Below are 21,085 nucleotides of genomic sequence, written 5' to 3' on the forward strand. Positions count from 1 at the left end.
GGCCCGCGGTGAGCGAGCCGATACGTCCTAGCGCGTCAGGGTGGCGGCTCGCCTCAGGGGGAGCCACCACCACTGGCGGTCGCGGAACGCTGTCATGGCACCGAGGGTAGAACGATGTCATGAAGCGACCAAATCGTCGGCGAGGGATGAGACGCTCATCCGCGTCGGCTGCCGCGGCGCAGGGATCTCTCAACGGGGGTGGCACTGGGCTTGGGGCTCTTGCCGGTTACCTGGGACACGGCGGAGGCTGCGTTGACAATACCGGCGCCGCAGGAGTCGCGGTCGCATCCGGCCATTGTCGTGGCCGTGTCCTGAAGTATGGTGACGATCTCCTCGGTCTTCAGGTCGGGGTTGGCGGCCAGCATCAGCGCGATGGTGCCAGCCACGTGCGGGGCTGCCTGGCTGGTGCCCACCATGGTGGCGTAGGTGGAATCCTGCGGGGCTGTTGTGGACTTGTCGGTCAGGGACAGGATTCCGGTCTCGACATCCATGTCGCCGCCGGGGGCGGAGATGTCGACGCTGGCGCCGTAGTTCGAGAAGGGGGACCGGACGCCGTTGTTCGTGGAGGCGCCGACGGTGACGACGTTCTCACAGCTCGCAGGGGCGACTTTACTGGCGTCCTGATCCTCGTTTCCGGCTGCGGCGACGATGACTGCGCCGCGTGCGACGGCAGCATTGATGGTCTTCTGGTAGAAGCGGGGGCAGGTACCGGGGCCGCCCATGCTCATGTTGATGATCCGGGCGGGGTTCTTGTTGACCGGCACGCCGTTGACCTCGCCCCCCGAGGCCCAGGTGATGGCGTCGATGGTGTCGGCGCTGGTGGAACCGCATCGGCCCAGGACGCGGATGGGCACGATCTTGGTGTCCGGGGCGACACCTGCTACGCCACCATTGTTGTTCGTGTGTGCGGCGATGGTGCCGGCCACATGAGAGCCGTGCCAGCTCGAGCTCTGGCCCTTGCTGGCTCCGCTTCTGGAAGGGCAGACACCCGGCTCGGCCCAGTCGCCCTCGTCGGATGGATCCGCGTCGTAGCCGTCATTGTCGCGGGCTCTCTCGGCGTCGGAGATGAAGTCGTAGCCGGGCAGGAGCTGCCCCTCCATGTCCGGATGGTTGGTCAGGATGCCGGTGTCGATGACGGCGACCGTGATGCCCTTGCCGGTGGACTGCGACCATGCGTTGGTGGCGTTGATGCCGTAGGATCTCGAGGTCATGTCCCACTGCTCGGAGAAGTAAGGATCGTTGGGGACGTTGCTGTCCTTGGTGGAGCTGTTGTCCAGGGCGGTCATGTGCATGTCGGGCTCGACTGCCTCGATGCCGTCGGCGGCCTCGAGCGTGGAGATGAAGTCCTTGACCTGGTCCACGGTGAGCTCGTCACTCAGCTTGACGGCGGCCGTGCTCATGGCGTGAGCGGTAACGGACTCCAGCTTGACCGAGAACTTTCCAGCTGCGGCGGTCAGTGCCTGCCTGTCCTTGGCGGGCAGGGAGTCGAGGACGTTCTCGCCGTAGGCCTTCGCAGAGGCGATGACCTTGGCCGCCCCCGAACCCTCGGCGTAGGAGATGATGAAGCGGTCGCTGGGCTCGGTGGCGTTCGCGGCAGCGCGGCTGCGTTCAGAGGCTGTTGCCGACGCCGCTGCGGAGGCGCCGCGGCCGCCGAGGACTCCGGCACGAACCAGGCCGACGGCGATGACGGAGACCACCGCGATGGCGGCGGCAATGATGATCAGGACGCGTTTTCTGCTGAGGGTCATAGCCATGTGGAGAGACTTTCGGTGGGGACGCCCCGGGGCTGGGGTGGTCGGGAGCCCGGAGTGCGACGAGTCTGGCATGGAACGGCGGCACAGGCCCATCGGCGACTGTGGGTAGGTCTCCCCAGCAGGTTCCGCGAACAGGTCTGGCTGGTTCAGAGGTGCTTGCCGCGCCTGCTGCCCTGGTTGTCGCGCACGACCCGACCGCCACGAATCACAACGATCACCACCAGGACCGCGACCGTCAGGAGGCAGACGATGCGGCCGATCGGGCCGGTGATCCAGGCCGTCAGGATCGCCATGCCGATGGTCGTGTAGACGCTCGCCCAGGCGATCGCCCCGGCGGCCGTGGCCGCCGCGTAACGGTGCAGCGGCATGCGGGCCACGCCCGTGGAGATCTGGATGAAGCTCTGCAGGCCGACGGTCAGGAAGGACATCGGCACGGCCAGCACACCCCAACGGGCCGACCACGCCTGAGCGCGGGCGTACATGGGGGACTCGATCAGCGAGACCCACCGGGTGCGGGCGGTGCCCGCGGTGATGCCTCGACCGATCCAGTACATGGTGTGCGAGCGCATCATGGCCAGGCACCAGAAGAACAGGAAGACCCAGGGATAGGGCAGGCTGTGGATCCGTTCCAGCATGCGAGGAAGGCTAGCCTAAGCTGATCGCTGCCCGGTTGTGGAGTCGCCTACGCCCATGGGAACCATGGGAGGCCGGTGCGCGGCCGCACCTCACACCGCGGGCGGCCCGGCGGGCTGGGGCAGGGGGCCGCAGGCGTGGGACACTTAGGCCAGACCCATGCCAGTTTTGAGGAAGAGTCAGGAACCGAGCTCCGTGTCACCGATCCCCACACCAGAGCAGATGACCAGCGTCCAGCCCGCCGCCACCGAGCAGGCGCGGCTGCGCAACTTCTGCATCATCGCGCACATCGACCACGGCAAGTCCACCCTGGCCGACCGCATGCTCCAGGCCACCGGCGTCGTCCAGCCCCGCGACATGCGCGCCCAGTACCTGGACCGTATGGACATCGAGCGCGAGCGCGGCATCACCATCAAGTCCCAGGCGGTGCGCATGCCCTGGGCCCTCGAGGGCGACGACGGCGTCACGCGGGCCTACGCCCTCAACATGATCGACACCCCCGGGCACGTCGACTTCTCCTACGAGGTCAACCGCTCGCTGGCCGCCTGCGAGGGTGCGGTCCTCCTGGTCGACGCCGCCCAGGGCATCCAGGCCCAGACGCTGGCCAACCTCTACATGGCCATCGAGGGCGACCTGACCATCATCCCGGTCCTCAACAAGATCGACCTGCCCGCCGCCGAGCCGGAGAGGCACGCCGAGGAGATCGCCTCCCTCATCGGCTGCGACGTCGACGACGTCCTCAAGGTCTCCGGAAAGACCGGACAGGGCGTGCCCGAGCTGCTCGACCGGATCGTCGAGACCGTCCCGGCCCCGCACGGCGCCCCCGACGCCCCGGCCCGCGCCATGATCTTCGACTCCGTCTACGACACCTACCGCGGCGTGGTCACCTACGTGCGCGTCGTCGACGGCGCCCTCAAGCCCCGTGAGCGCATCGAGATGCTCTCCACCGAGGCCGTCCACGACCTGCTGGAGATCGGCGTCATCAGCCCCGAGCCCACGCCGTCGGCGGGGCTGGGGGCCGGCGAGGTCGGCTACCTCATCACCGGGGTCAAGGACGTGCGCCAGTCCAAGGTCGGTGACACGGTCACCTCCGCGGCGGCCCCGGCCGCCGAGCCGCTGTCGGGCTACCAGGACCCCAAGCCGATGGTCTTCTCCGGCCTGTTCCCGGTGGACGGCTCGGACTTCCCGGCCCTGCGCGATGCCCTGGACAAGCTCAAGCTCAACGACGCGGCCCTGACCTACGAGCCGGAGACCTCGGTGGCCCTGGGCTTCGGCTTCCGCTGCGGCTACCTGGGCCTGCTGCACCTGGAGATCATCCGTGAGCGCCTGGAGCGCGAGTTCAACCTGGACATCATCTCCACCGCCCCCTCCGTGGTCTACGAGGTGACCATGGAGGACCGCACTGTGCACACGGTGACCAACCCCAGCGAGTTCCCCGAGGGCAAGGTCGCCTCCGTCTCCGAGCCGGTCGTGCGGGCCACGATCCTGACCCCCAGCGAGTTCGTGGGCACGGTCATGGAGCTGTGCCAGTCGCGTCGCGGCACCATGCAGGGCATGGACTACCTCTCCGAGTCCCGCGTGGAGATGCACTACGTGCTGCCGCTGGCGGAGATCGTCTTCGACTTCTTCGACGCCCTGAAGTCACGCACCCGCGGCTACGCCTCTCTGGACTACGAGATGGACGGCTCTCAGGACGCCAACCTGGTCAAGGTCGACATCCTGCTCAACGGGGACAAGGTGGACGCCTTCAGCGCCATCGTCCACCGGGACTCGGCCTACTCCTACGGTGTCATGATGACCAAGCGTCTCAAGGACCTCATCCCGCGCCAGCAGTTCGAGGTGCCCGTGCAGGCGGCCATCGGCACCCGGGTCATCGCCCGCGAGACCATCCGGGCCCTGCGCAAGGACATGCTCGCCAAGTGCTACGGCGGCGACATCACCCGCAAGCGCAAGCTGCTGGAGAAGCAGAAGGAGGGCAAGAAGCGCATGAAGGCCATCGGCCGCGTCGAGGTGCCCCAGGAGGCCTTCATCGCGGCCCTCGGCGCCGACACGCCCACCGGCGCCAAGCCCGGCAAGTAACGGCGAGCGGCAGACGGGTACGGTCAGGACGACTCAAGGCAAGGACACACGGACCAGGGAAGGATGAACACCGACATGGCCGACATGACAGGGAGGAACCCGGACGGCGCGGTCGAGGCGGCCTTGAGCGACGACGGCTCCGGCCTGGCCCTCACCCGCGAGCTGGCCCGGGTCCTGGGGGAGCCGCACGCGGGTGCTGACGGCCGCCACCGCGACGAGCCCTCCCCGTTCCACGACGGCGACCTGGTGGGAACCGTCAGTGCCGTGTGCACCGTCCAGCGGCTGCGGCCCGACGCCGGCCCGGCGGGCGTCTCGGCGATCCACAAGGGCGCCGTCGACGGGCCGGTCGAGGTCGGCCGGACCGGCATCCTCACCGACGAGCACGGGGACCGCGCCCACCACGGTGGCGCCGACAAGGCCCTCTACGTCATGAGCGCCGCTGAGCAGCGCCACTGGTCGCAGGTCCTGGGCGGTATCGAGCCGGGCAGGCTGGGGGAGAACCTCCTCATCGAGGGCGATATCGACGACGTCGAGATCGGCGCGATCCTGTCCCTCGGCGACCCCTCCGCCGGAGGACTGCGGGTCAGGGTGACCGGCGTGCGCAACCCGTGCGCCACCTTCGCCCGAGGTGTCGGCCGGGCGGACTGGGTGGAGGTCTTCTCCGCGCGCAACCGGGTGGGCGTCTACCTCGCGGTGCTCAATGAGGGCGTGGTGCAGGCCGGCGACGAGGTGCGCATGGTCTCCTCCCCGGGCCACCGGGTCACCTGTCGGCGCTGGTTCGCCCACCACGACCCGCGCGACGCCCAAGGGCTGCTCAACTCCGAGATCTTCGGCAACTGCGTCATCGCGCCCTTCACCAGGAAGTACGTGAGCGCCGCCGCCCACGAGCAGGTCGGTTGACGACGTTGCTCAGCACCAGCCGGCACCAGGCAGACGGTATCGAGACGTCACAGAAGTAAAGGACCCAAGGCTCCGCATGGCTCAGCACCACCCGCCCCGCTCCCACGCCATCCACTCGCGGGTGCGCTCCTTCTCCCGTGCCGGCGGCAGGCTGCGTCCCGTCCAGGCCGAGGCCCTGGCCGAGCTCGGCCCCCGCTACGTCGTCAACGTGCCCCGGGCCGACGCCGTGCGCACCGTGTCCCCGAGCTTCCGCCTGGAGCCGGACCGGCTCTTCGGGCACGTCGGGCAGGTGCGGCCCCTCATCATCGAGGTCGGCTCGGGCAGCGGCGAGGCGCTGCTGGCTCACGCGGCCGCCCATCCGGGCGCGGACTACCTGGCGGTGGAGGTCTGGGAGACGGCGATCGCCCGTCTGGTGACCTCCATCCACCGCCAGGGCCTGCACAACGTGCGCGTGGTTCCGGCCGACGCCTCCCAGCTGCTGGCCACGGCCCTGCCGGTGTCCTGTGCCAGCGAGGTGTGGGTCTTCTTCCCCGACCCCTGGCGCAAGCCCCGCCATCGCAAGCGCCGCCTGGTGACCACCGCCTTCGCAGACTCGGTGGCGCGGGTGCTGCGTCCCGGCGGCATGTGGCGCCTGGCCACCGACTGGGCCGACTACGCCTGGCAGATGCGTGACGTCGTCGAGGACGTGGCGGCCCTGCCCGCCGGCTTGAGGCCCGACGCGACCCTGCCCTACTTCCGACACGACGACGCCGGCGCCCACCCCGACCTGGGGGCCGAGACCGCTGAGGACGGCAGCCTGGGCAACGGCCTGGACCCGGGCTCCCCAGCGGGCGTGCGCGGTGGCTGGTCATCCCGTTACGAGGGGCGGGTGATGACCCGCTTCGAGCAGCGGGGCCTGGACGCCGGGCGCACGATCCGCGATCTGACCGCTGTGCGCACCGAGGTGGCCTGGATCCCAGAACGGGGTGCCTCCATGCTGGAGCGGCTCGAGGCCGAGGGCCAGGCCTGGGACCATCTGGAGTCCCAGCCCTGGCGCCTGCGTGAGGGGCGTGGCGACGGTCTGCTGCACCCGGCGGACCGACCGTGAGTGCTGCTGCCAGGCTGCCCCGCCGCGCCTGGCTCATGGTCATCGTCGCCGGCTTCCTGGGCTTCTGCGCGGTGCTGCGGGCGCCGGTCGGCGTCATCCCGCCCCTGCTGACGCGCTTGGGGCAGGACCTGGGCATGGGGGAGGTGGCCCGCGGCGCGCTGACCTCGGTGCCGATCCTGTGCTTCGGGCTGCTCACGCCGCTGGCCTCGATGGTGGTTCGCCGTGTCGGCATCAACACCGCGGGTCTGCTCACCCTGACCATGGCGCTGACCGGGGCGCTGCTGCGCTCGGCCGGCACCACCTGGGCGGCCTTCGCCGGAACCGTCATCATCGGGGCCGGGCTGACGATGGGAAACCTGGTGGCTCCCATGGTCATCGGCCGCGACTTCTGGCACCGCACGTCGCTCATGAGCGGCCTGTACTCCTCCACCTGCAACGTCATCGTCACCGCGGCCACCGCCCTGGCGGTGCCGCTGGCCCTTGTCATCGGCTGGCAGGGCTCTGCCGCTGCGTGGACAGCGATCCCGGTGCTGCTGGCCGGTGCCATGTGGCTGTGGGTCTTTCCGCCCGGCAGCCAGGCGCCCAGGCAGAGCCTGCGGGAGCGATCGGGGATGACCTCCTGGGTGACGGAGCGCTCCCTGGCCCGGCCGACGTCGTCGAGTGGTGCCGCCGTCTGGAGACGTCCGCTGACCTGGGTGATGGCCGTGGCCTTCGCCGCCCAGACCTTCTCCTACTACGCGGTCTCGGGCTGGCTGCCCACGGCCCTGGTCGATGAGCTCGCCATGAGCGAGGCCGGCGCGGGCGTGGCCGCCTCCGTGTTCTCCCTGCTGGGAATCGTGGGGCCCCTGCTGGTTCCGGTCATGTTCGAGGTGCTGCGGTGGCCGGCAAGCCGGGCACTCGGCGTCATCTGCGCCTGCTGGCTCACCCTGCCGGTCTGCCTTGTCGTGGCTCCCGGCTACTGGCTGGTGCCCTGCATGCTCTCCGGCATTGCGCAGGGCGCCTTCTTCGCCGCGCTGTTCACGCTGGTCATCCGCCGCTCGGAGTCTGTTGACGAGAACCGCCGGACAACCGCTCTCATCCAGACGACCGGCTACTGCGTGGCCGCGGTGGGACCCGTGGTGATGGGCTGGGTCCATGAGCGCAGTGGCGGCTGGATGGCCCCTTTCGCCATGGTGACGGGGGTCGTGGTGCTCATGACCGTGTGCGCCCAGATCGCGGCCCGCGCAGGCGACGACGGCAGACCTGAGACGGCCGTTCCTGCCGGCGTTTTGGAGGGCGGCGACGAGCGGCCCGAGGCTCAAGGCGGTACCGAGTGAGCCCGGCCCAGCCGGTGGGCGAGCCCCTGCCGGGAGCGGGTGAGCTGCCCGCTCAGGTGGCCGCGCCCGCGCCGGATGGGAGTGCACGCCCGTTCTCGGTGTACCTGCACGTGCCCTACTGCCGGGTGCGTTGCGGCTACTGCGACTTCAACACCTACACGAACCTGACCATGGGGCAGGGTGCCTCGGTAGAGGACTTCCTGGGAACTCTTGCCGGCGAGCTTCGCGACGTCCGCCGTGCCATGGACACTGTGGGCCTGCCGGTGCGTCCGGCCCAGACCGTCTTCGTGGGCGGGGGAACCCCCACCATGCTGCCCGCCTCCGACCTGGTGACCATGCTGGAGCTGGTGCGCGAGTGCTTCGGCCTTGCACCGGATGCGGAGGTGACCACCGAGGCCAACCCGGACTCCGTGGACGAGGCGGACCTGGTGGCCCTGGCGGGAGGCGGCTTCACCCGGGTCTCCTTCGGGATGCAGTCGGCCGTGCCTCACGTGCTGAAGGTCCTGGAGCGCACCCACGAGCCCGCCCGGGTGCCCCGCGTGGTGGACTGGGCACGGCGGGCGGGCCTGAGCACCTCCCTGGACCTCATCTACGGGGCGCCGGGGGAGTCGCTGGAGGACTGGCAGCGTTCTTTGGATGCGGTGACCCGGATCGGTCCGGACCACGTGAGCGCCTACGCCCTGGTCATCGAGGAGGGCACCAGGATGTGGGGACAGGTCCGTCGCGGAGAGCTGCCGATGCCCGAGGACGACGACGAGGCCACCAAGTACGAGATGGCCGATGCCGCCCTGCGCCGGGCCGGCTATGAGTGGTACGAGATCTCCAACTGGGCGCGCCCGGGCGCCGAGTGCCGACACAACCAGGCCTACTGGCTCGACTGGGACTGGTGGGGCGCCGGGCCCGGTGCCCACTCCCACCTGGGTGATGTGCGTCTGTGGAACACCAAGCACCCGGTCGCCTGGGCCGGACAGATCTCCACCGGTCACCTGCCCGTGGCCGGGCACGAGGTCATCGACGCGGGCTCGCGCGAGCTGGAGCGGATCATGCTGGGCATCCGCCTGCGTGAGGGCATTGCGCTGGCGAGCCTCGGGGGCGCCTCAGTGTCCTCGTCCGACGACGTCGGGGCCACACCGCCGCACCTGGTGCCCGTCGTGGCCGGTCTCGTGGCCGATGGGCTGCTCGACGCAGGCGCGGCCATGAGGGGCCGAGCAGTCCTCACCCTGCGCGGCCGCCTCATGGCAGACACCGTCACCCGCGCCCTGACCCAGTGAGTCGGCGCTTGCCGATCCAAAGGCCCGGTAGATTGAGCGACGTCGGATCCACACTAAAAGGAATCCCAGTCGTGCGGCTCCGATGGTGGCTGGCTCGAGCGGTTTGTCATTGACGACAGCGTCAGTGATGTTTGCCAGGGTTCAGGTGCTTGATCGCTATCGCTGACTGACAGCATGTACTCCTGGATCGCTTGGAACAGCTCAGGCGACAGCTCCACGTGGCCGAAGCGTAGTTTTGGTGCTACGTCGCTCCCGCCCGGCAGTGTGCGCAGGACATCAAGCGAAACCTCTCGCACCAGCCTCTGCCACTCGATATCTCGCCTGCAAGCTTCCTTCCTACCGTGTCGGGCTCGGCCTGTACGCCGGTGCGTAGCCGGTATGGCCACCAGGGCCCATTTTGCCTTTCGTCGGCGTCAACGGTTCTGGTCACGACTCCTTCTCGTGAACGGTAATGGCGTAGCCGTCCGGATCGGCGAAGGTGAAGGTGCGGCCGAAGGGACTGGGAGCGGGATGAGTCAGGATCGCAGCTCCTGAGGCCTTGAGTGAGTCATGCAGCTCCTGAACCGCGTCGCAGTGCAGCCAGAGCGCCACCCCGAGACCGGGACGAGGGGTTTCGGAGAGGTCTACCCCGGGAAAGGGCTCTCGAACCGCGAAGGGGATCGGCGCTGTGGTGAACAGGACGGCGCCAGGAGGTGAGGCCGGGGCGCGTCGCAGCCCCAGGGCGTTCTCGTAGAACTCCGCGGAACGCTCGAGGTCGCTCACCTGCAGGGCGATGAAGTCAGGACCGGTGACGGTCACAGTGGTCTCCTCTCAGACAATGTATGTCAGGTTTCTGACATATTGAGAGTATGTCAGAATACTGTCATGAGTCAAGACGACCCCAGGGAGCTTCTCGGTTACCAGCTCAAGCATGTTCAGGCTGTGCTTCGAACGCGTATGGACGAGGCGCTCCGCCCTCTGGGGCTGAGTGCTCCGCAGTACCTCTGCCTCGAGCTGCTCGGTCGCGCACCGGGTGCCTCAACCTCCGACCTCGCCAGGGAGGCCTTCGTGACCCGCCAGACCATGAGCACGCTCCTGCGTGCCTTAGTGGATCGAGGTCTGGCTCAGCGTGCGGCCCAGGCGTCTTCTGGTCGTGCACTGCCTCTGCAGCTCACCCCCGCAGGGCGGAGTCTCCTCAAGGAGGCGGCGAGGGTGACGGTGGAGGTCGAGCGGGTCATGATCGCGCCTCTCAGCGAGTCTCAGCTGCGTACGGTGCGGGAGGCGCTCTCAGCCTGCGTCGCCGCGCTTGAGGAATGATGCTGACGTCGTGGGGTGGAAGGCCGGAGAAGTGGCGGGCTGGGGAATGTGGCCTGGAGCGGGAGGGAGGTCATTGTGGTCGTCGACCGGCTTCGGGTTGCTCAAGATCTCCCTCGGTCGGAGCGCGTCCAGGAGGATTTCAGGGGGTGGTGACAACCTGGCTGGATGACTACTCCGCAGTATCCAGGTTACCCAGACGACGGTTCCCAGCACGGTGGCATCCCTCAGGGTGCGGGTGCCCCTGGCTACGGGGCGCAGCCCGGTTATGATCCCCAGGCTGGCGGCGCTCCAGGCTATGGTCCGCCACCCGGGTATGGGGCCCAGCCTGATGTAGGTCAGCAGCCCGGTTATGGAGCTCAGCCAGGAGATATTCCGGGCTACGGGGCGCAACCCGGTACGGCCCCGGGTTATGGTCCTCAGCCCGGCATGGGCGCCGGGGGAGGGGTGCCTCCCTATCCGGGAGGTGCGATGGGCGGCGTGCCGATGAGTGTCGGTGACGGCTTTTCCTGGGCTTGGTCCAAGTTCAAGGACAACGCGCTCATTCTCACTGTTGGGATCGGTCTGTGGACTATTCTCTCAAGAGCTGGATTCGATGCCCACTTCACCGTCGGTGACCAGGAATATGGTTTCAGTACGGGAATTCCTTTCGGTAACGTCATCTCCTTTGTTGTTGGACTGTTTGCACCCATTGTGATCGCAAACATTTCGCTCAAGGTGGCATCTGGTCGGCCTTTGGAGTGGAGTGACCTCTTCTCCTTCCCGAACTTGGGGGCAGGTATTTTAGCGGTACTTCTGAGTACGCTCGCCACTTTGGTCGGTTTACTCCTGTGCATCATTCCGGGATTCATCGTCGCCTTCCTCCTCTACTATGCTGTCTACTTCACCGTGGATAAGGGCGTGGACGGCATCGCGGGAATGAAGGCGTCATGGGCAACCCTGTCCAGCCATGTCGGAGAGCTCTTCCCCTTCGCTCTGACCGGTGTCGGTCTCTACATCCTCGGTGGGATCACACTGATCGGTTGGCTTGTGACGGTGCCGCTGGTGGCGCTCCTCAGCGCTTATTCCTACGTGCGTATCCAGGGTTACGACGTCGTTCGCTGACCTGTCCCGTCGTCCCTGTTGCCACCCTTCGTCTGCGCCCCGCATGCTCTGGCCTGCGGGGCGCAGACTTGTTGTGATCCGGAGGGCATCCCCGTTCGGCTAGAGTGAGGCCGACGCCGATCGACGTCGTCATTCCCAATCGCCACCCTGCCCGTCGCAAGGACTTCCGTGCCCTCGAGCCCTGCCGCCCTCGACCCGCGTGATGCGGACGAGCGCCCCGCCCTCATCCTGGCAAACCTCGGCACCCCGGCCGAACCACGTCCCAGAGCCGTCCGCTCCTTCCTGCGGGAGTTCCTCTCCGACCGCCGCGTCGTCGAGACGCACCCCCTCCTGTGGCGTCCCGTTTTGGAAGGCATCATCCTGCGGGTGCGTCCCCGGGCCTCGGCTGCGAAGTACGCCACCGTCTGGCGTCCGGGTGAGGAGACCAGCCGCTCCGGCTCCCCGCTCATGCACTACAGCGAGCGACAGGGCGAGCTGCTCCAGCAGGAGTTCGGCGAGTCGGTCCAGGTCCGGATCGCCATGCGCTACGGGCAGCCGGCCCTGCGGCATGTCATGGACGAGCTCATGGAGGCCGGCTGCCGCCGGATCGCCCTCCTCCCGCTCTACCCGCAGTACGCCGCCTCCTCGGCCGGCACCGTCGTCGACGAGGCCGCCCGATTCATCCTGGCCTCCCGCAACCAGCCCGAGCTGCGCACCGTCCGGTCCTTCGAGACCGCCCCGGCCTACATCGAGGCTCTCGCCACCGCCCTGGAAAAGCACTGGCGGGTTCACGGTCGCCCTGACCCGGCTGCCGGCGAGCGCCTGCTGCTGTCCTTTCACTCCATCCCCCAGGCCATGCACGACGCCGGGGACCCCTACCGAGCCGAGTGCGAGCGCACTGTTGAGCTCCTCTCGCAGCGGCTCAACCTGCCCGACGGGCTCGCCCAGCTCACCTTTCAGTCCGTCTTCGGACCCGCCGCCTGGATCGGACCGGCCACTATCGATGCGGTCGGCGAGCTGGGGCGCGCCGGCTGCCCCCGCCTCGATGTCATCTGTCCCGGCTTCGTCTCCGACTGCCTGGAGACTCTTGAGGAGATCAACCAGCTCAACCGCGAGACCTTCACCACTGCCGGGGGCGGCACCTTCCACTACATCCCCTGGGGCAACGACTCCGACGGCGCCATCGCCACCTTGGCTGAGCAGGCCCGAAACGTGCTGGCCGGCTGGATCTGAGTCGGCCTCCCTCTCTGCGGCGTCGGCCCCGAAGGTCGGTCTCAGCACGAGAGACCACAGGCCCTCGCCGGGGAAACTGATGCTCGGGACGGTATGGTGACGTGAACAACCCCGATTCTGTGAGGAAGTCGCCGTGCATCTTGAGTGGTGGTCCGTCCTGCCCTTTGCGGGCATGCTCGCCTGTATCGCCGTCCTACCGCTGATTCCGGCCACGGCCCACTGGTGGGAGAGGCACTCCAGCCAGCTGCTCGTCGCCGTGGGCCTGGGTGTGCCGGTGGCCGCCTGGATGTGGGTCCTCGGTGGCTGGGAGGTCGTCTTCGCCGCTGTGGTGGAGTACTTCCAGTTCATCTGCCTGCTGCTGGCCCTGTTCGTCGTCTCCGGGGGCATCTTCCTCAAGGGCGACATCCGGGCCACTCCCCGCAACAACACGATCTTCCTGGCCATCGGCGGGACCATCGCGTCCTTCGTCGGTACCACCGGCGCCGCCATGCTCCTCATCCGGCCCCTGCTGGCCACCAACAAGGAACGTCACTACCGGGTGCACACGGTGCTCTACACGATCTTCATCGTGGCCAACTGCGGCGGCCTGCTCACGCCCCTGGGTGACCCGCCCCTGTTCCTGGGCTTCCTGCGCGGGGTGCCCTTCACCTGGACCTTCAACCTGCTGCGCGAGTACCTCTTCGTCAACATCATGCTGCTGGTGAGCTACTACGCGCTGGACTCCTACTACTACTCCCAGGAGCCGGCCAAGGCCGTGCACGACGACGACACCGAGATCGAGCCGCTCGGCCTGAAGGGCGCGCTCAACTTCGTCTTCTTCGCCGCCATCATCGCCGCCGTCGCCTTCGCCCCCTCCGTCGACGTCCACGCCATCGAGGAGGGACATGCCGCCCTGGGCGACTGGATCCCCGTGCGCGAGCTCATCATGCTCGCCGCCGCGGCCGGCTCCTACTTCCTGGGAAGCCGCGAGGTCCGCTTCAAGGACAACCAGTTCACCTGGGACCCCATTGCCGAGGTCGGCATCCTCTTCATCGGCATCTTCCTCACCATGATCCCGGCACTGCACTACCTCGACGAGGTGGCCGGCTCGCTGCCGCTCAACGAGGTCACCTTCTTCGTCTTCACCGGCGGGCTCTCCTCCGTCCTGGACAACGCCCCCACCTACGCCACCTTCTTCGAGATGGCCGGTCAGGTCGCTCATCCCGGCGGTGCTGACGTGGCCGGGGTCCCCGAGCTCTACCTCGTGTCCATCGCGCTGGGGGCGGTCCTGTGCGGCGCCATCACCTACATCGGCAACGGCCCGAACTTCATGGTCAAGTCCGTGGCCGAGTCCGACGGCGTCGAGATGCCCAGCTTCGGCGGCTACGTGGGGCGCTCCATGAAGCACCTGGTGCCGGTCATTGCGGCCATGGTCCTGCTCTTCATCGCCCCGGGCGTCCTGTGGAAGGTCCTGGGCGGGGTGCTCACCGTGGGGCTGCTGGCGCTCGACGCCCGTCTGCTGTCCCGGTCCCGCCGTCTGGCCCTGGCCGACCAGTCCGAGGGCCCGGACGACTGAGCCGACTGAGCCGGCTGTCCGACTGCCGGTCCACCAGTCGCATCCGCCCTCGCAAGGGCGGGTTCCCTCCCGGATTACGTGTGCGTAGCCTGAGCGCGTGCAGCTGGGACACGTCATCTACAAGGTCAAGGACCTCTCTCGGGCCGTGGCCGACTTCGAGGCCAGGGGCTTCGCCGTCGAGTACGGCACGGTGAAGCGTCCCTACAACGCGCTCATCTACTTCTCCTCCGGCCCCTACCTGGAGCTCCTGGCCCGCACAGGCATGCCGCCGCTCCTGGGGCGCCTGCTCGCGCTCGGCCCGCGTGGGGGCGCGGCTCGCCGTTTCCTGTCCTGGGACCGAGGCCCCGAGGGGTTGTGCGGCCTGTGCCTCGAGGGCGATGCCTCCGAGCTGGAGGAGGGGACGACCCTGCTGAACGGCAAGGGCCTGCGCCTCAAGCCCAAGCGCGTGGACCCCCACGGGCGGGAGCTGCGCTACGAGGTCTTCTTCCCCGACGACGTCGACCTGCCGTTCCTCATGAGCCACTTCAGCACCGACCCCAGACCCCAGGGCTTCACCCACCCCAATGGGATCGGCTCCATCACCCACGTCGCCTACCCGATGCCCGAGCGCAAACGGGACACCGTCCTCAGGCTGAGCGAAGACGATCGGCTCGAGCTCATGGAACCCGGGCAGGCCATGACGGTGACTTTCGACGACGGCAGTGTCCTGTAAGACTCTCCGTGAGAGCTCTGCGTTGAGGACCGTGGCTCCTCGGTGGCTCCGCGGTGATTCGTCGGTGACTCCTCAGTGCGTGCCGGGGGCGGTGACGAAGTCGATGAGCTCCTCCATCCGCCCCAACAGGCTCGGTTCGAGGTCCTTGTAGGAGCGCACCGTCGCCAGGATGCGCTGCCATCCGCGGGCGACGTCGGCCTGCGAGGCGTGAGGCCAGCCCAGTGCCTCCAGAGTGCCGTGCTTGATGTCGGTGCCCCGCGGGACCTCCGGCCAGCGCTCCAGCCCCACCCGGGCCGGCTTGACCGCCTGCCACACATCCACGTACGGGTGACCCAGGACCAGCACGTTCTCCCCACCGGGCATCTCGGCCACCCGCTGGGCGATCCGCGACTCCTTGGATCCGGCCACCAGATGGTCCACGAGGACCCCGGCCCGCCGCTCGGGGGCCGGGCCGAACTCGGCCATGACCTCCTCGAGGTTGTCGACGCCGTCGAGCATGAGCACGACAACGCCCTCGTGGCGCAGGTCGTCACCCCAGACCTTCTCCACCAGCTCGGCGTCGTGCTTGCCCTCCACCCAGATGCGCGAGGCACGCGCCACCTTGGCCCGCTCTCCCTCGACGGCGTAGGAGCCCGACGCCGTCAACCGCCTCCCGGCGGCGCTCACCGGGCCGGTGGGCCTGCGCCTACGCGCCACCGGCGGGTCCAGGATCACCGGGCGGCCCTCGATCCAGAACCCCGGCCCCAGGGCGAAACCTCGTCGCGTGCCGTGGCGGTCCTCCAGGACCACGACGTGCTGACCGCCTGACTTCTCCACCGCCACCGCGGCGCCGACGAACCCGGTCTGCCGGTCCTCAACCACCAGGCCCGGAGTCACCGGCACGTGCACCGACTCCGGACGTACGGCACCGGGCCCCGTTCGGTGCGGGTTCACCGACAGGACGTCCCCGCCGTAGCGGTCGCTCGACGACGGCCTCCGGGCAGCGGGCGCCTTCGCAGCCGCACCGCGAGCCGCGCGGGAGCGCGAGCCGGTCGGGGCGCCCTGCGCCTGCTGCTTCTGCTCGGCCTCGGCTCGGGCTCTCAGGGCGGCGCGGCGGGCGGCTGTCGAACCGGGAACGGGGGAGCGGTACGGGGCGGGCGTGTTCACCCTCGGCACGGTAGGGGAAACTCACGGCCTGGAGGCGCTGGACCCGCCGGGCCACGGCGTAGGATGGCACTCACGAGGAGTGAGTGCTAATCGCTCGCCCGTACGAGCCGGCGCGGCGGACAGCCGCACCACATCACTGCGCCGGCACTGGACCAGTACATGACCGGCACCGAAACCGTGACGACCGTGACCCGGCACTGACGAGGGAGAGGAGGACCCATGGCCAACGACCGACGGCTCAAGGTCCTGTCCGCCATCGTCACCGACTACGTGCGCACGCGTGAGCCCGTGGGCTCCAAGGCCCTCGTGGAGCGCTACCGCCTGGGCGTCTCCCCGGCCACCATCCGCAACGACATGGCGGCCCTGGAGGACGAGGGCTACATCCACCAGCCGCACACGTCGGCCGGGCGCGTGCCCACCCAGAAGGGCTACCGGCTCTTCGTCGATGAGGTCGCCCGCATCAAGCCCCTGTCCGCTCCCGAGCGTGCAGCCATCACCGCTCTCCTGTCCGGGGCGGTCGACCTGGAGCAGGTGGTGGCCCGTACCGTGCGGGCCCTGGCCCAGCTGACCGGGCAGCTCGCCGTCGTCGAGTACCCCAGCCTCAGGTACGCAGCCCTCCAGCACCTCGAGCTCGTGGCCCTGGGGCCCGAGCGCATCCTGCTGGTCATCATCACCGACACCGGCCGCGTCGACCAGCGCACCGTGCCCCTCAGGACCCGGGCCGGCTCGGGAGGCCGTCATGAGCCCGGCTTCGACATCTCCGACGTCGTCGACCCCCTCGTCCTCGAACGCCTGCGCACCCGCCTCAACGGTGCCCTCGTGGGCCGCCGCGCCGCCGACGTCGGCCCCGTCCTCGCAGCCCTGGCCGAGCAGGCCTCCGCCGACGAGCGACACCTGCTCGATGCCGTGACCGACGAGCTCATCGCCGCGCTGCGCCCCGACGCCGAGGAGCGGCTCGTCGTCGCCGGGACCGCGAACCTGGCTCGCTCCACACCGGACTTCTCCTCCCTGGGGCCCCTCCTGGACGCCATTGAGGAGCAGGTGGTGCTGCTGCGCCTGTTTACCGATGACGCCCCGGCCGGCGAGAACCGGATGCGCGTGAGCATCGGCTCGGAGAACAACGACGACGCCCTGGCCGAGGCCTCCGTCGTCACCACCACCTACGGGCCGGGAACCGGTGAGGCCGTCGCCCACCTCGGGGTCATCGGCCCCACCCGCATGGACTACCCGGCCACCATGACCGCCGTGCGGGCCGTGGCCCGCTACCTGTCCAGGTTCCTGTCCCCGCCGGAGACCTAGGAGCCGGCCGGGCGGGTCCCGCCCCAGAGCCATTCATCCAAGCACGTCACCAGACAACCACCGCAAAAGTCGTAGCCGTAAAGGAAGCACGCAGTGAGCAACTACTACGAGGTCCTCGGCGTCAGCCGCGATGCCAGCCCCGAGGAGATCAAGAGGGCCTACCGCAAGAAGGCCCGCCAGCTGCACCCCGACGTCGCCGGGCCCGGCCACGAGGATGAGTTCAAGGAGGTCTCCACCGCCTACGAGGTCCTCTCCGACGCCGACAAGCGACAGATGTACGACCTGGGCGGCGAGGACGCGGTGCGCGGCGGGGGAGGCTTCGGCGGAGGATTCGCCGGCGCCGACTTCGGCGACCTGGGCGGCATCTTCCAGTCCTTCTTCGGCGGGGGAGCTGCCAGCCGGGGACCCGCCTCCCGAGCCCGGCGCGGCCAGGACTCCCTCGTAGCCGTGGACGTGGAGCTCTCCGACGTCGCCTTCGGGGCGACCCGCTCCATCCCCATCGACACCTACGTCACCTGCGCCACCTGCGGGGGCTCGTGCTGCGCGCCCGGAACCGAGCCGGTCACCTGCTCGCAGTGCAACGGCGTCGGCAACGTCCAGCGCATGACCCGCACCCTGCTGGGGCAGGTCATGACCTCCTCGCCGTGCCCGGGCTGTCAGGGCTACGGCACCGTCATCGTCACCCCCTGCAAGGACTGCTCCGGTGAGGGGCGCACCCGCGTGCGCCAGGACCTGGAGGTCTCCATCCCCGCCGGGGTGTCCACCGGGACCCGTATCCGCATGTCGGGGCGCGGTGAGGCCGGTCCGGCCGGTGGTCCCAACGGCGACCTCTACCTGGAGATCCACGAGAAGCCGCACGAGTTCCTCGAGCGCGACGGCGACGACCTCTACACCGAGCTGCGCGTGCCCATGACCGCGGCCGCCCTGGGGGCCGTCTTCCCGCTGCAGACCCTCGACGGCGAGCAGAACGTCACCGTCAAGGCCGGCAGCCAGCCCGGGGACGAGGTCGTGCTCGACGGCCTGGGCGTGGGGCGCCTGCGCCGCAAGGGCCGCGGGGACCTGCACGTGTCCATCGTCGTGGAGACCCCCACCCGCCTGGACGACCGCCAGCGCGAGCTGCTGGCCGAGCTGGCCCGCCTGCGCGGGGAGGACGACGTCGAGCCCGTGCGCGACTCCAGCGTCATGGGCAAGCTCAAGGAGCGCTTCTCCGGGCGCTGAGAACACGGCGGTCTGCGCCCGCAGCCCGGCTTCTTGCCTGCGGCTACTCGGCCTGAGAGGACTCGGGCCAGTAGTGCGAGTCCGGGGTGGCCCTGGCCCCGAAGATCGCCTGGCCCACCCGCACGCAGGTGGAGCCGCCCTCGATGGCGGCCTCGAAGTCGCCGCTCATCCCCATGGACAGCAGCCCGTCACCGATCGTGCCGGCCTGAAGGGCGGCATCGCGCAGCCGGCGCATGATGCGGAAGCACTCGCGCACGCGCGCCGCGTCGTCGGTGTGGGCCGCCAGGGTCATGAGTCCGCGTACCCGCAGCGAGGAGTAGGCCGGCAGTGCGGCGAGGAAGGCGGCGACGTCGTCCGGCTCCAGCCCGAACTTGCTGGGCTCGCCCGAGGAGTTGACCTGCACGTAGACGTCCAGGGAGCGTCCGGCCGCCTGGAGGCGGCGGTCGAGGGCCTCGGCCAGGCGTAGGGAGTCCAGGGCCTGGAACTCGTCGGCGAAGGCGGCCACGTTCTTGGCCTTGTTGGTCTGCAGGTGGCCGATGACCGACCAGGAGATGCCCAGGTCCGCCAGGTTCTCGCTCTTGCGCTGGGCCTCCTGGACCTTGTTCTCACCCATCTGGATGATGCCCGCAGCGAAGGCGGTGCGCAGGCGCTCCTCGAGGACGGTCTTGGAGACCGGCAGCAGACGGATCTCGGCGGCGTCCCGACCGGCGCGCTCGGCAGCGGCGTCGATCCGGGCGCGGATGGCGGCCAGGTTGCGGCGGAAGTCCTCCACCGTGACGGCGGTGGTGTAGGAGGGGGCTGGGGACGACTGCGGTGAGCGGGAGGTGGCTGAAGACTCGGTCATGTTCGCTGACGCTAGCACCGCCGGCGGTCGCTGGTTCGACACCGCCCGTAGGCTGGGGGCGTGACCGCACCTGTCTTCGTCTTCACACCCGAGACCATCGAGCCCGCCGATGCCGTCGCATCGGCCGGGCCCGGAACCATCCTCATGCTCACCGGGCCCGAGGCCCGCCACGCGGTGACCGTCAAGCGCCTGCGTATGCAGGAGCGCGTGGATCTCGTTGACGGGGCCGGCCGACGCCTGGTGTGCGAGGTGACCGGGGCCGGCGTCGGTGGGGCCAAGGATCGTCTGGCCGTGCGGGTCCTGGAGCGGATCGAGGAACCGACGCCGCCGCTGCGGCTGACCCTCGTGCAGGCCCTGGCCAAGGGCGGGCGTGATGAACAGGCCGTGGAGACGGCCACCGAGGTCGGAGTGGAGTTGGTGCTGCCCTGGCAGTCCGAGCGCTGCGTGTCCGTGTGGCAGGGGGCCAAGCAGGCCAAGGGGCGCCAGCGCTGGCAGACCACGGCGCTCCAGGCCGCCAAGCAGGCGCGGCGCACCCGTGTGCCCGCGGTCGACGAGGTACGCGACACCCGGGCGCTGATCGCCTGGGTGGCGCAGACGGTGCAGAGCGGGGGAGTGGTGCTGGTCCTGCACGAGGAGGCCAGGACGCCCATCAGCACCGCCATGGAGTCAATGCGTCTGCCCGCGCCGGGGTCGGCGCCGCTGGTGCTCGCCGTCGTCGTCGGGCCCGAGGGCGGTATCAGCCCCGAGGAGACGGCGGCCCTGGAGGCTGCCGGGGCGATGACGGTGCGGCTGGGCCCCCACGTCATGCGCACCGCCTCAGCCGGCCCCGTCGCCCTGGCCGTCCTCGCCCACGCCAGCGGCCTGTGGGAGTGAGACGCGCGAGTGCGTTGCTCGAGTCCTGACCAAGGAATGGAGTGAGCTGCCTTCACAAGGGTATGACTGTCATACATACTGTGAGTATGAGCAGCATGACGACGATCAAGGTGGAGCGCAGCACGAGGGACGGCTTGCGGGCCCTGGCGTCAGAGCGAGGGGTGACCATGGATGCCGTACTCAAGGAGCTGCTTGAGGCGGCGGCACGTGAGCGGCGCTTTGCTGAAGTGCGGCGTGCAATGGAGGCTCATCCGCCGGACGAGACCTATCTCAAGGAGCTCCGTGAGTGGGAGTCGGAAGCATGGAGCTAGATGCCCCGGTTGACGCGGGCGAGGTGTGGTGGGCACTTCCTGATCCTGCTGTCAGGCGAGAGCAATCCGGGCGTCGTCCAGTCCTCATTGTGTCGAATGAGCAGTTCCATCGAACGGTGACGACGCTTGTCGTTGTGGTTCCCGTGACAACGAAGGATCGGGGCTGGCCGAATCACGTGGAGCTCAATGCGGGAGCAGGAATGAAACAGCGGTCGTTTGCCATGACCGAACAGGTTCGCACGATCTCACGTCAGCGTCTCACCAAGAAGATCGGAGTCGTGGAGGAGTCCGTCCTTCAGAACGTGCGCGAATGGCTGGTCGACTACATCAGATAGCACGCGCTGAAAGGACCCAGGAGCTTTGTAGGTGGCGCATGTGGGGGCCTGCATGATGTTGAAAACTGCGCGGCGGATGGGAGGCGTAGCGCGGCTGCTTCCCAATGGAGCGGCTTGCAGGCATGCTCTGACTATGAGTGAGA

At 68.9% G+C, this 21,085-nt stretch carries 20 protein-coding genes; 15 read left to right on the forward strand and 5 right to left on the reverse strand.

Features of this window, described 5'->3' with window-relative positions; all coding sequences use genetic code 11:
* Nucleotides 1-155: 155 nt before the first annotated feature.
* Together BKH33_RS11510 and BKH33_RS11515 are read right to left on the reverse strand one after the other, a co-directional pair.
* On the reverse strand, nucleotides 156-1,754 hold the full coding sequence (locus BKH33_RS11510; protein WP_232621447.1) for a S8 family peptidase: 1,599 nt from the start codon (nucleotides 1,752-1,754) through the stop codon (nucleotides 156-158).
* A 146-nt stretch (nucleotides 1,755-1,900) separates the two neighbouring features.
* On the reverse strand, nucleotides 1,901-2,389 hold the full coding sequence (locus BKH33_RS11515; protein WP_003783034.1) for an SNARE-associated domain-containing protein: 489 nt from the start codon (nucleotides 2,387-2,389) through the stop codon (nucleotides 1,901-1,903).
* Between the two features lie 193 nt (nucleotides 2,390-2,582).
* Between BKH33_RS11515 and lepA the strand changes: the two genes are divergently transcribed.
* The 5 genes from lepA to hemW all read left to right on the forward strand — a co-directional run bounded on the left by lepA (nucleotide 2,583) and on the right by hemW (nucleotide 9,040).
* Nucleotides 2,583-4,466, forward strand: a complete 1,884-nt coding sequence (gene lepA, locus BKH33_RS11520; RefSeq protein ID WP_003783029.1) for a translation elongation factor 4 — start codon at nucleotides 2,583-2,585, stop codon at nucleotides 4,464-4,466.
* Nucleotides 4,467-4,541: 75 nt separating this feature from the next.
* Complete coding sequence (locus BKH33_RS11525) at nucleotides 4,542-5,366, forward strand: MOSC domain-containing protein (protein WP_003783008.1); 825 nt, start codon at nucleotides 4,542-4,544, stop codon at nucleotides 5,364-5,366.
* Nucleotides 5,367-5,442: 76 nt separating this feature from the next.
* The gene (gene trmB / locus BKH33_RS11530) at nucleotides 5,443-6,453 is read left to right on the forward strand and encodes a tRNA (guanosine(46)-N7)-methyltransferase TrmB (RefSeq protein WP_003783014.1); all 1,011 of its coding nucleotides are present in this window, start codon (nucleotides 5,443-5,445) and stop codon (nucleotides 6,451-6,453) included.
* The gene (locus BKH33_RS11535; RefSeq protein ID WP_003783038.1) at nucleotides 6,450-7,769 is read left to right on the forward strand and encodes an MFS transporter; all 1,320 of its coding nucleotides are present in this window, start codon (nucleotides 6,450-6,452) and stop codon (nucleotides 7,767-7,769) included. Before trmB ends, BKH33_RS11535 begins: the two co-directional genes overlap by 4 nt.
* Complete coding sequence (gene hemW, locus BKH33_RS11540; RefSeq protein ID WP_003783023.1) at nucleotides 7,766-9,040, forward strand: radical SAM family heme chaperone HemW; 1,275 nt, start codon at nucleotides 7,766-7,768, stop codon at nucleotides 9,038-9,040. Before BKH33_RS11535 ends, hemW begins: the two co-directional genes overlap by 4 nt.
* A 426-nt stretch (nucleotides 9,041-9,466) precedes the next feature.
* Here hemW and BKH33_RS11550 read toward each other — a convergent pair whose 3' ends face one another.
* Entirely contained in the window at nucleotides 9,467-9,838 is a 372-nt protein-coding gene (locus tag BKH33_RS11550; protein ID WP_003783015.1) for a VOC family protein, read from the reverse strand.
* Nucleotides 9,839-9,904: 66 nt separating this feature from the next.
* On the opposite strand from BKH33_RS11550, the gene BKH33_RS11555 reads away from it, so the two are divergent.
* The 5 genes from BKH33_RS11555 (at nucleotide 9,905) to BKH33_RS11575 (ending at nucleotide 14,916) form a co-directional block, all read left to right on the forward strand.
* Nucleotides 9,905-10,336 carry a MarR family winged helix-turn-helix transcriptional regulator gene (locus BKH33_RS11555; protein WP_043539311.1) on the forward strand — a complete coding sequence of 144 codons (432 nt, stop codon included), beginning with the start codon at nucleotides 9,905-9,907 and terminating at the stop codon, nucleotides 10,334-10,336.
* 468 nt (nucleotides 10,337-10,804) lie between these two features.
* Complete coding sequence (locus tag BKH33_RS11560; protein WP_043539309.1) at nucleotides 10,805-11,437, forward strand: DUF2189 domain-containing protein; 633 nt, start codon at nucleotides 10,805-10,807, stop codon at nucleotides 11,435-11,437.
* A gap of 168 nt (nucleotides 11,438-11,605) precedes the next feature.
* Nucleotides 11,606-12,649 (forward strand): ferrochelatase, encoded by a 1,044-nt coding sequence (gene hemH / locus BKH33_RS11565; protein ID WP_076142760.1) that lies wholly within the window; start codon nucleotides 11,606-11,608, stop codon nucleotides 12,647-12,649.
* Between the two features lie 133 nt (nucleotides 12,650-12,782).
* Nucleotides 12,783-14,204, forward strand: coding sequence for a sodium:proton antiporter (locus BKH33_RS11570; protein WP_003784362.1), 1,422 nt, complete (start codon nucleotides 12,783-12,785; stop codon nucleotides 14,202-14,204).
* A gap of 97 nt (nucleotides 14,205-14,301) precedes the next feature.
* Entirely contained in the window at nucleotides 14,302-14,916 is a 615-nt protein-coding gene (locus BKH33_RS11575) for a VOC family protein (RefSeq protein WP_003784364.1), read from the forward strand.
* 72 nt (nucleotides 14,917-14,988) lie between these two features.
* Here BKH33_RS11575 and BKH33_RS11580 read toward each other — a convergent pair whose 3' ends face one another.
* Nucleotides 14,989-16,071: a DUF3097 domain-containing protein gene (locus BKH33_RS11580; protein WP_076142761.1), complete on the reverse strand. Its 1,083-nt coding sequence runs from the start codon at nucleotides 16,069-16,071 to the stop codon at nucleotides 14,989-14,991.
* A 210-nt stretch (nucleotides 16,072-16,281) separates the two neighbouring features.
* Between BKH33_RS11580 and hrcA the strand changes: the two genes are divergently transcribed.
* Nucleotides 16,282-17,361, forward strand: a complete 1,080-nt coding sequence (gene hrcA / locus BKH33_RS11585) for a heat-inducible transcriptional repressor HrcA (RefSeq protein ID WP_003783993.1) — start codon at nucleotides 16,282-16,284, stop codon at nucleotides 17,359-17,361.
* A gap of 93 nt (nucleotides 17,362-17,454) precedes the next feature.
* Nucleotides 17,455-18,579: a molecular chaperone DnaJ gene (dnaJ, locus tag BKH33_RS11590; RefSeq protein WP_003784024.1), complete on the forward strand. Its 1,125-nt coding sequence runs from the start codon at nucleotides 17,455-17,457 to the stop codon at nucleotides 18,577-18,579.
* A 43-nt stretch (nucleotides 18,580-18,622) separates the two neighbouring features.
* On the opposite strand, the gene BKH33_RS11595 is transcribed toward dnaJ, so the two are convergent.
* On the reverse strand, nucleotides 18,623-19,423 hold the full coding sequence (locus tag BKH33_RS11595; RefSeq protein WP_043539521.1) for a YggS family pyridoxal phosphate-dependent enzyme: 801 nt from the start codon (nucleotides 19,421-19,423) through the stop codon (nucleotides 18,623-18,625).
* A gap of 60 nt (nucleotides 19,424-19,483) precedes the next feature.
* On the opposite strand from BKH33_RS11595, the gene BKH33_RS11600 reads away from it, so the two are divergent.
* The 3 genes from BKH33_RS11600 (at nucleotide 19,484) to BKH33_RS11610 (ending at nucleotide 20,942) form a co-directional block, all read left to right on the forward strand.
* Nucleotides 19,484-20,296, forward strand: coding sequence for a 16S rRNA (uracil(1498)-N(3))-methyltransferase (locus BKH33_RS11600; RefSeq protein ID WP_076142762.1), 813 nt, complete (start codon nucleotides 19,484-19,486; stop codon nucleotides 20,294-20,296).
* An 86-nt stretch (nucleotides 20,297-20,382) separates the two neighbouring features.
* Nucleotides 20,383-20,607 (forward strand): hypothetical protein, encoded by a 225-nt coding sequence (locus tag BKH33_RS11605; RefSeq protein WP_050998531.1) that lies wholly within the window; start codon nucleotides 20,383-20,385, stop codon nucleotides 20,605-20,607.
* Nucleotides 20,598-20,942 carry a type II toxin-antitoxin system PemK/MazF family toxin gene (locus BKH33_RS11610; RefSeq protein WP_232621446.1) on the forward strand — a complete coding sequence of 115 codons (345 nt, stop codon included), beginning with the start codon at nucleotides 20,598-20,600 and terminating at the stop codon, nucleotides 20,940-20,942. The genes BKH33_RS11605 and BKH33_RS11610 overlap by 10 nt, the downstream gene beginning before the upstream one ends.
* The last annotated feature ends 143 nt before the right edge of the window (nucleotides 20,943-21,085 follow it).

Origin of the sequence: Actinomyces naeslundii (assembly GCF_001956585.1) — a bacterium.
Classification (GTDB): domain Bacteria; phylum Actinomycetota; class Actinomycetes; order Actinomycetales; family Actinomycetaceae; genus Actinomyces; species Actinomyces naeslundii.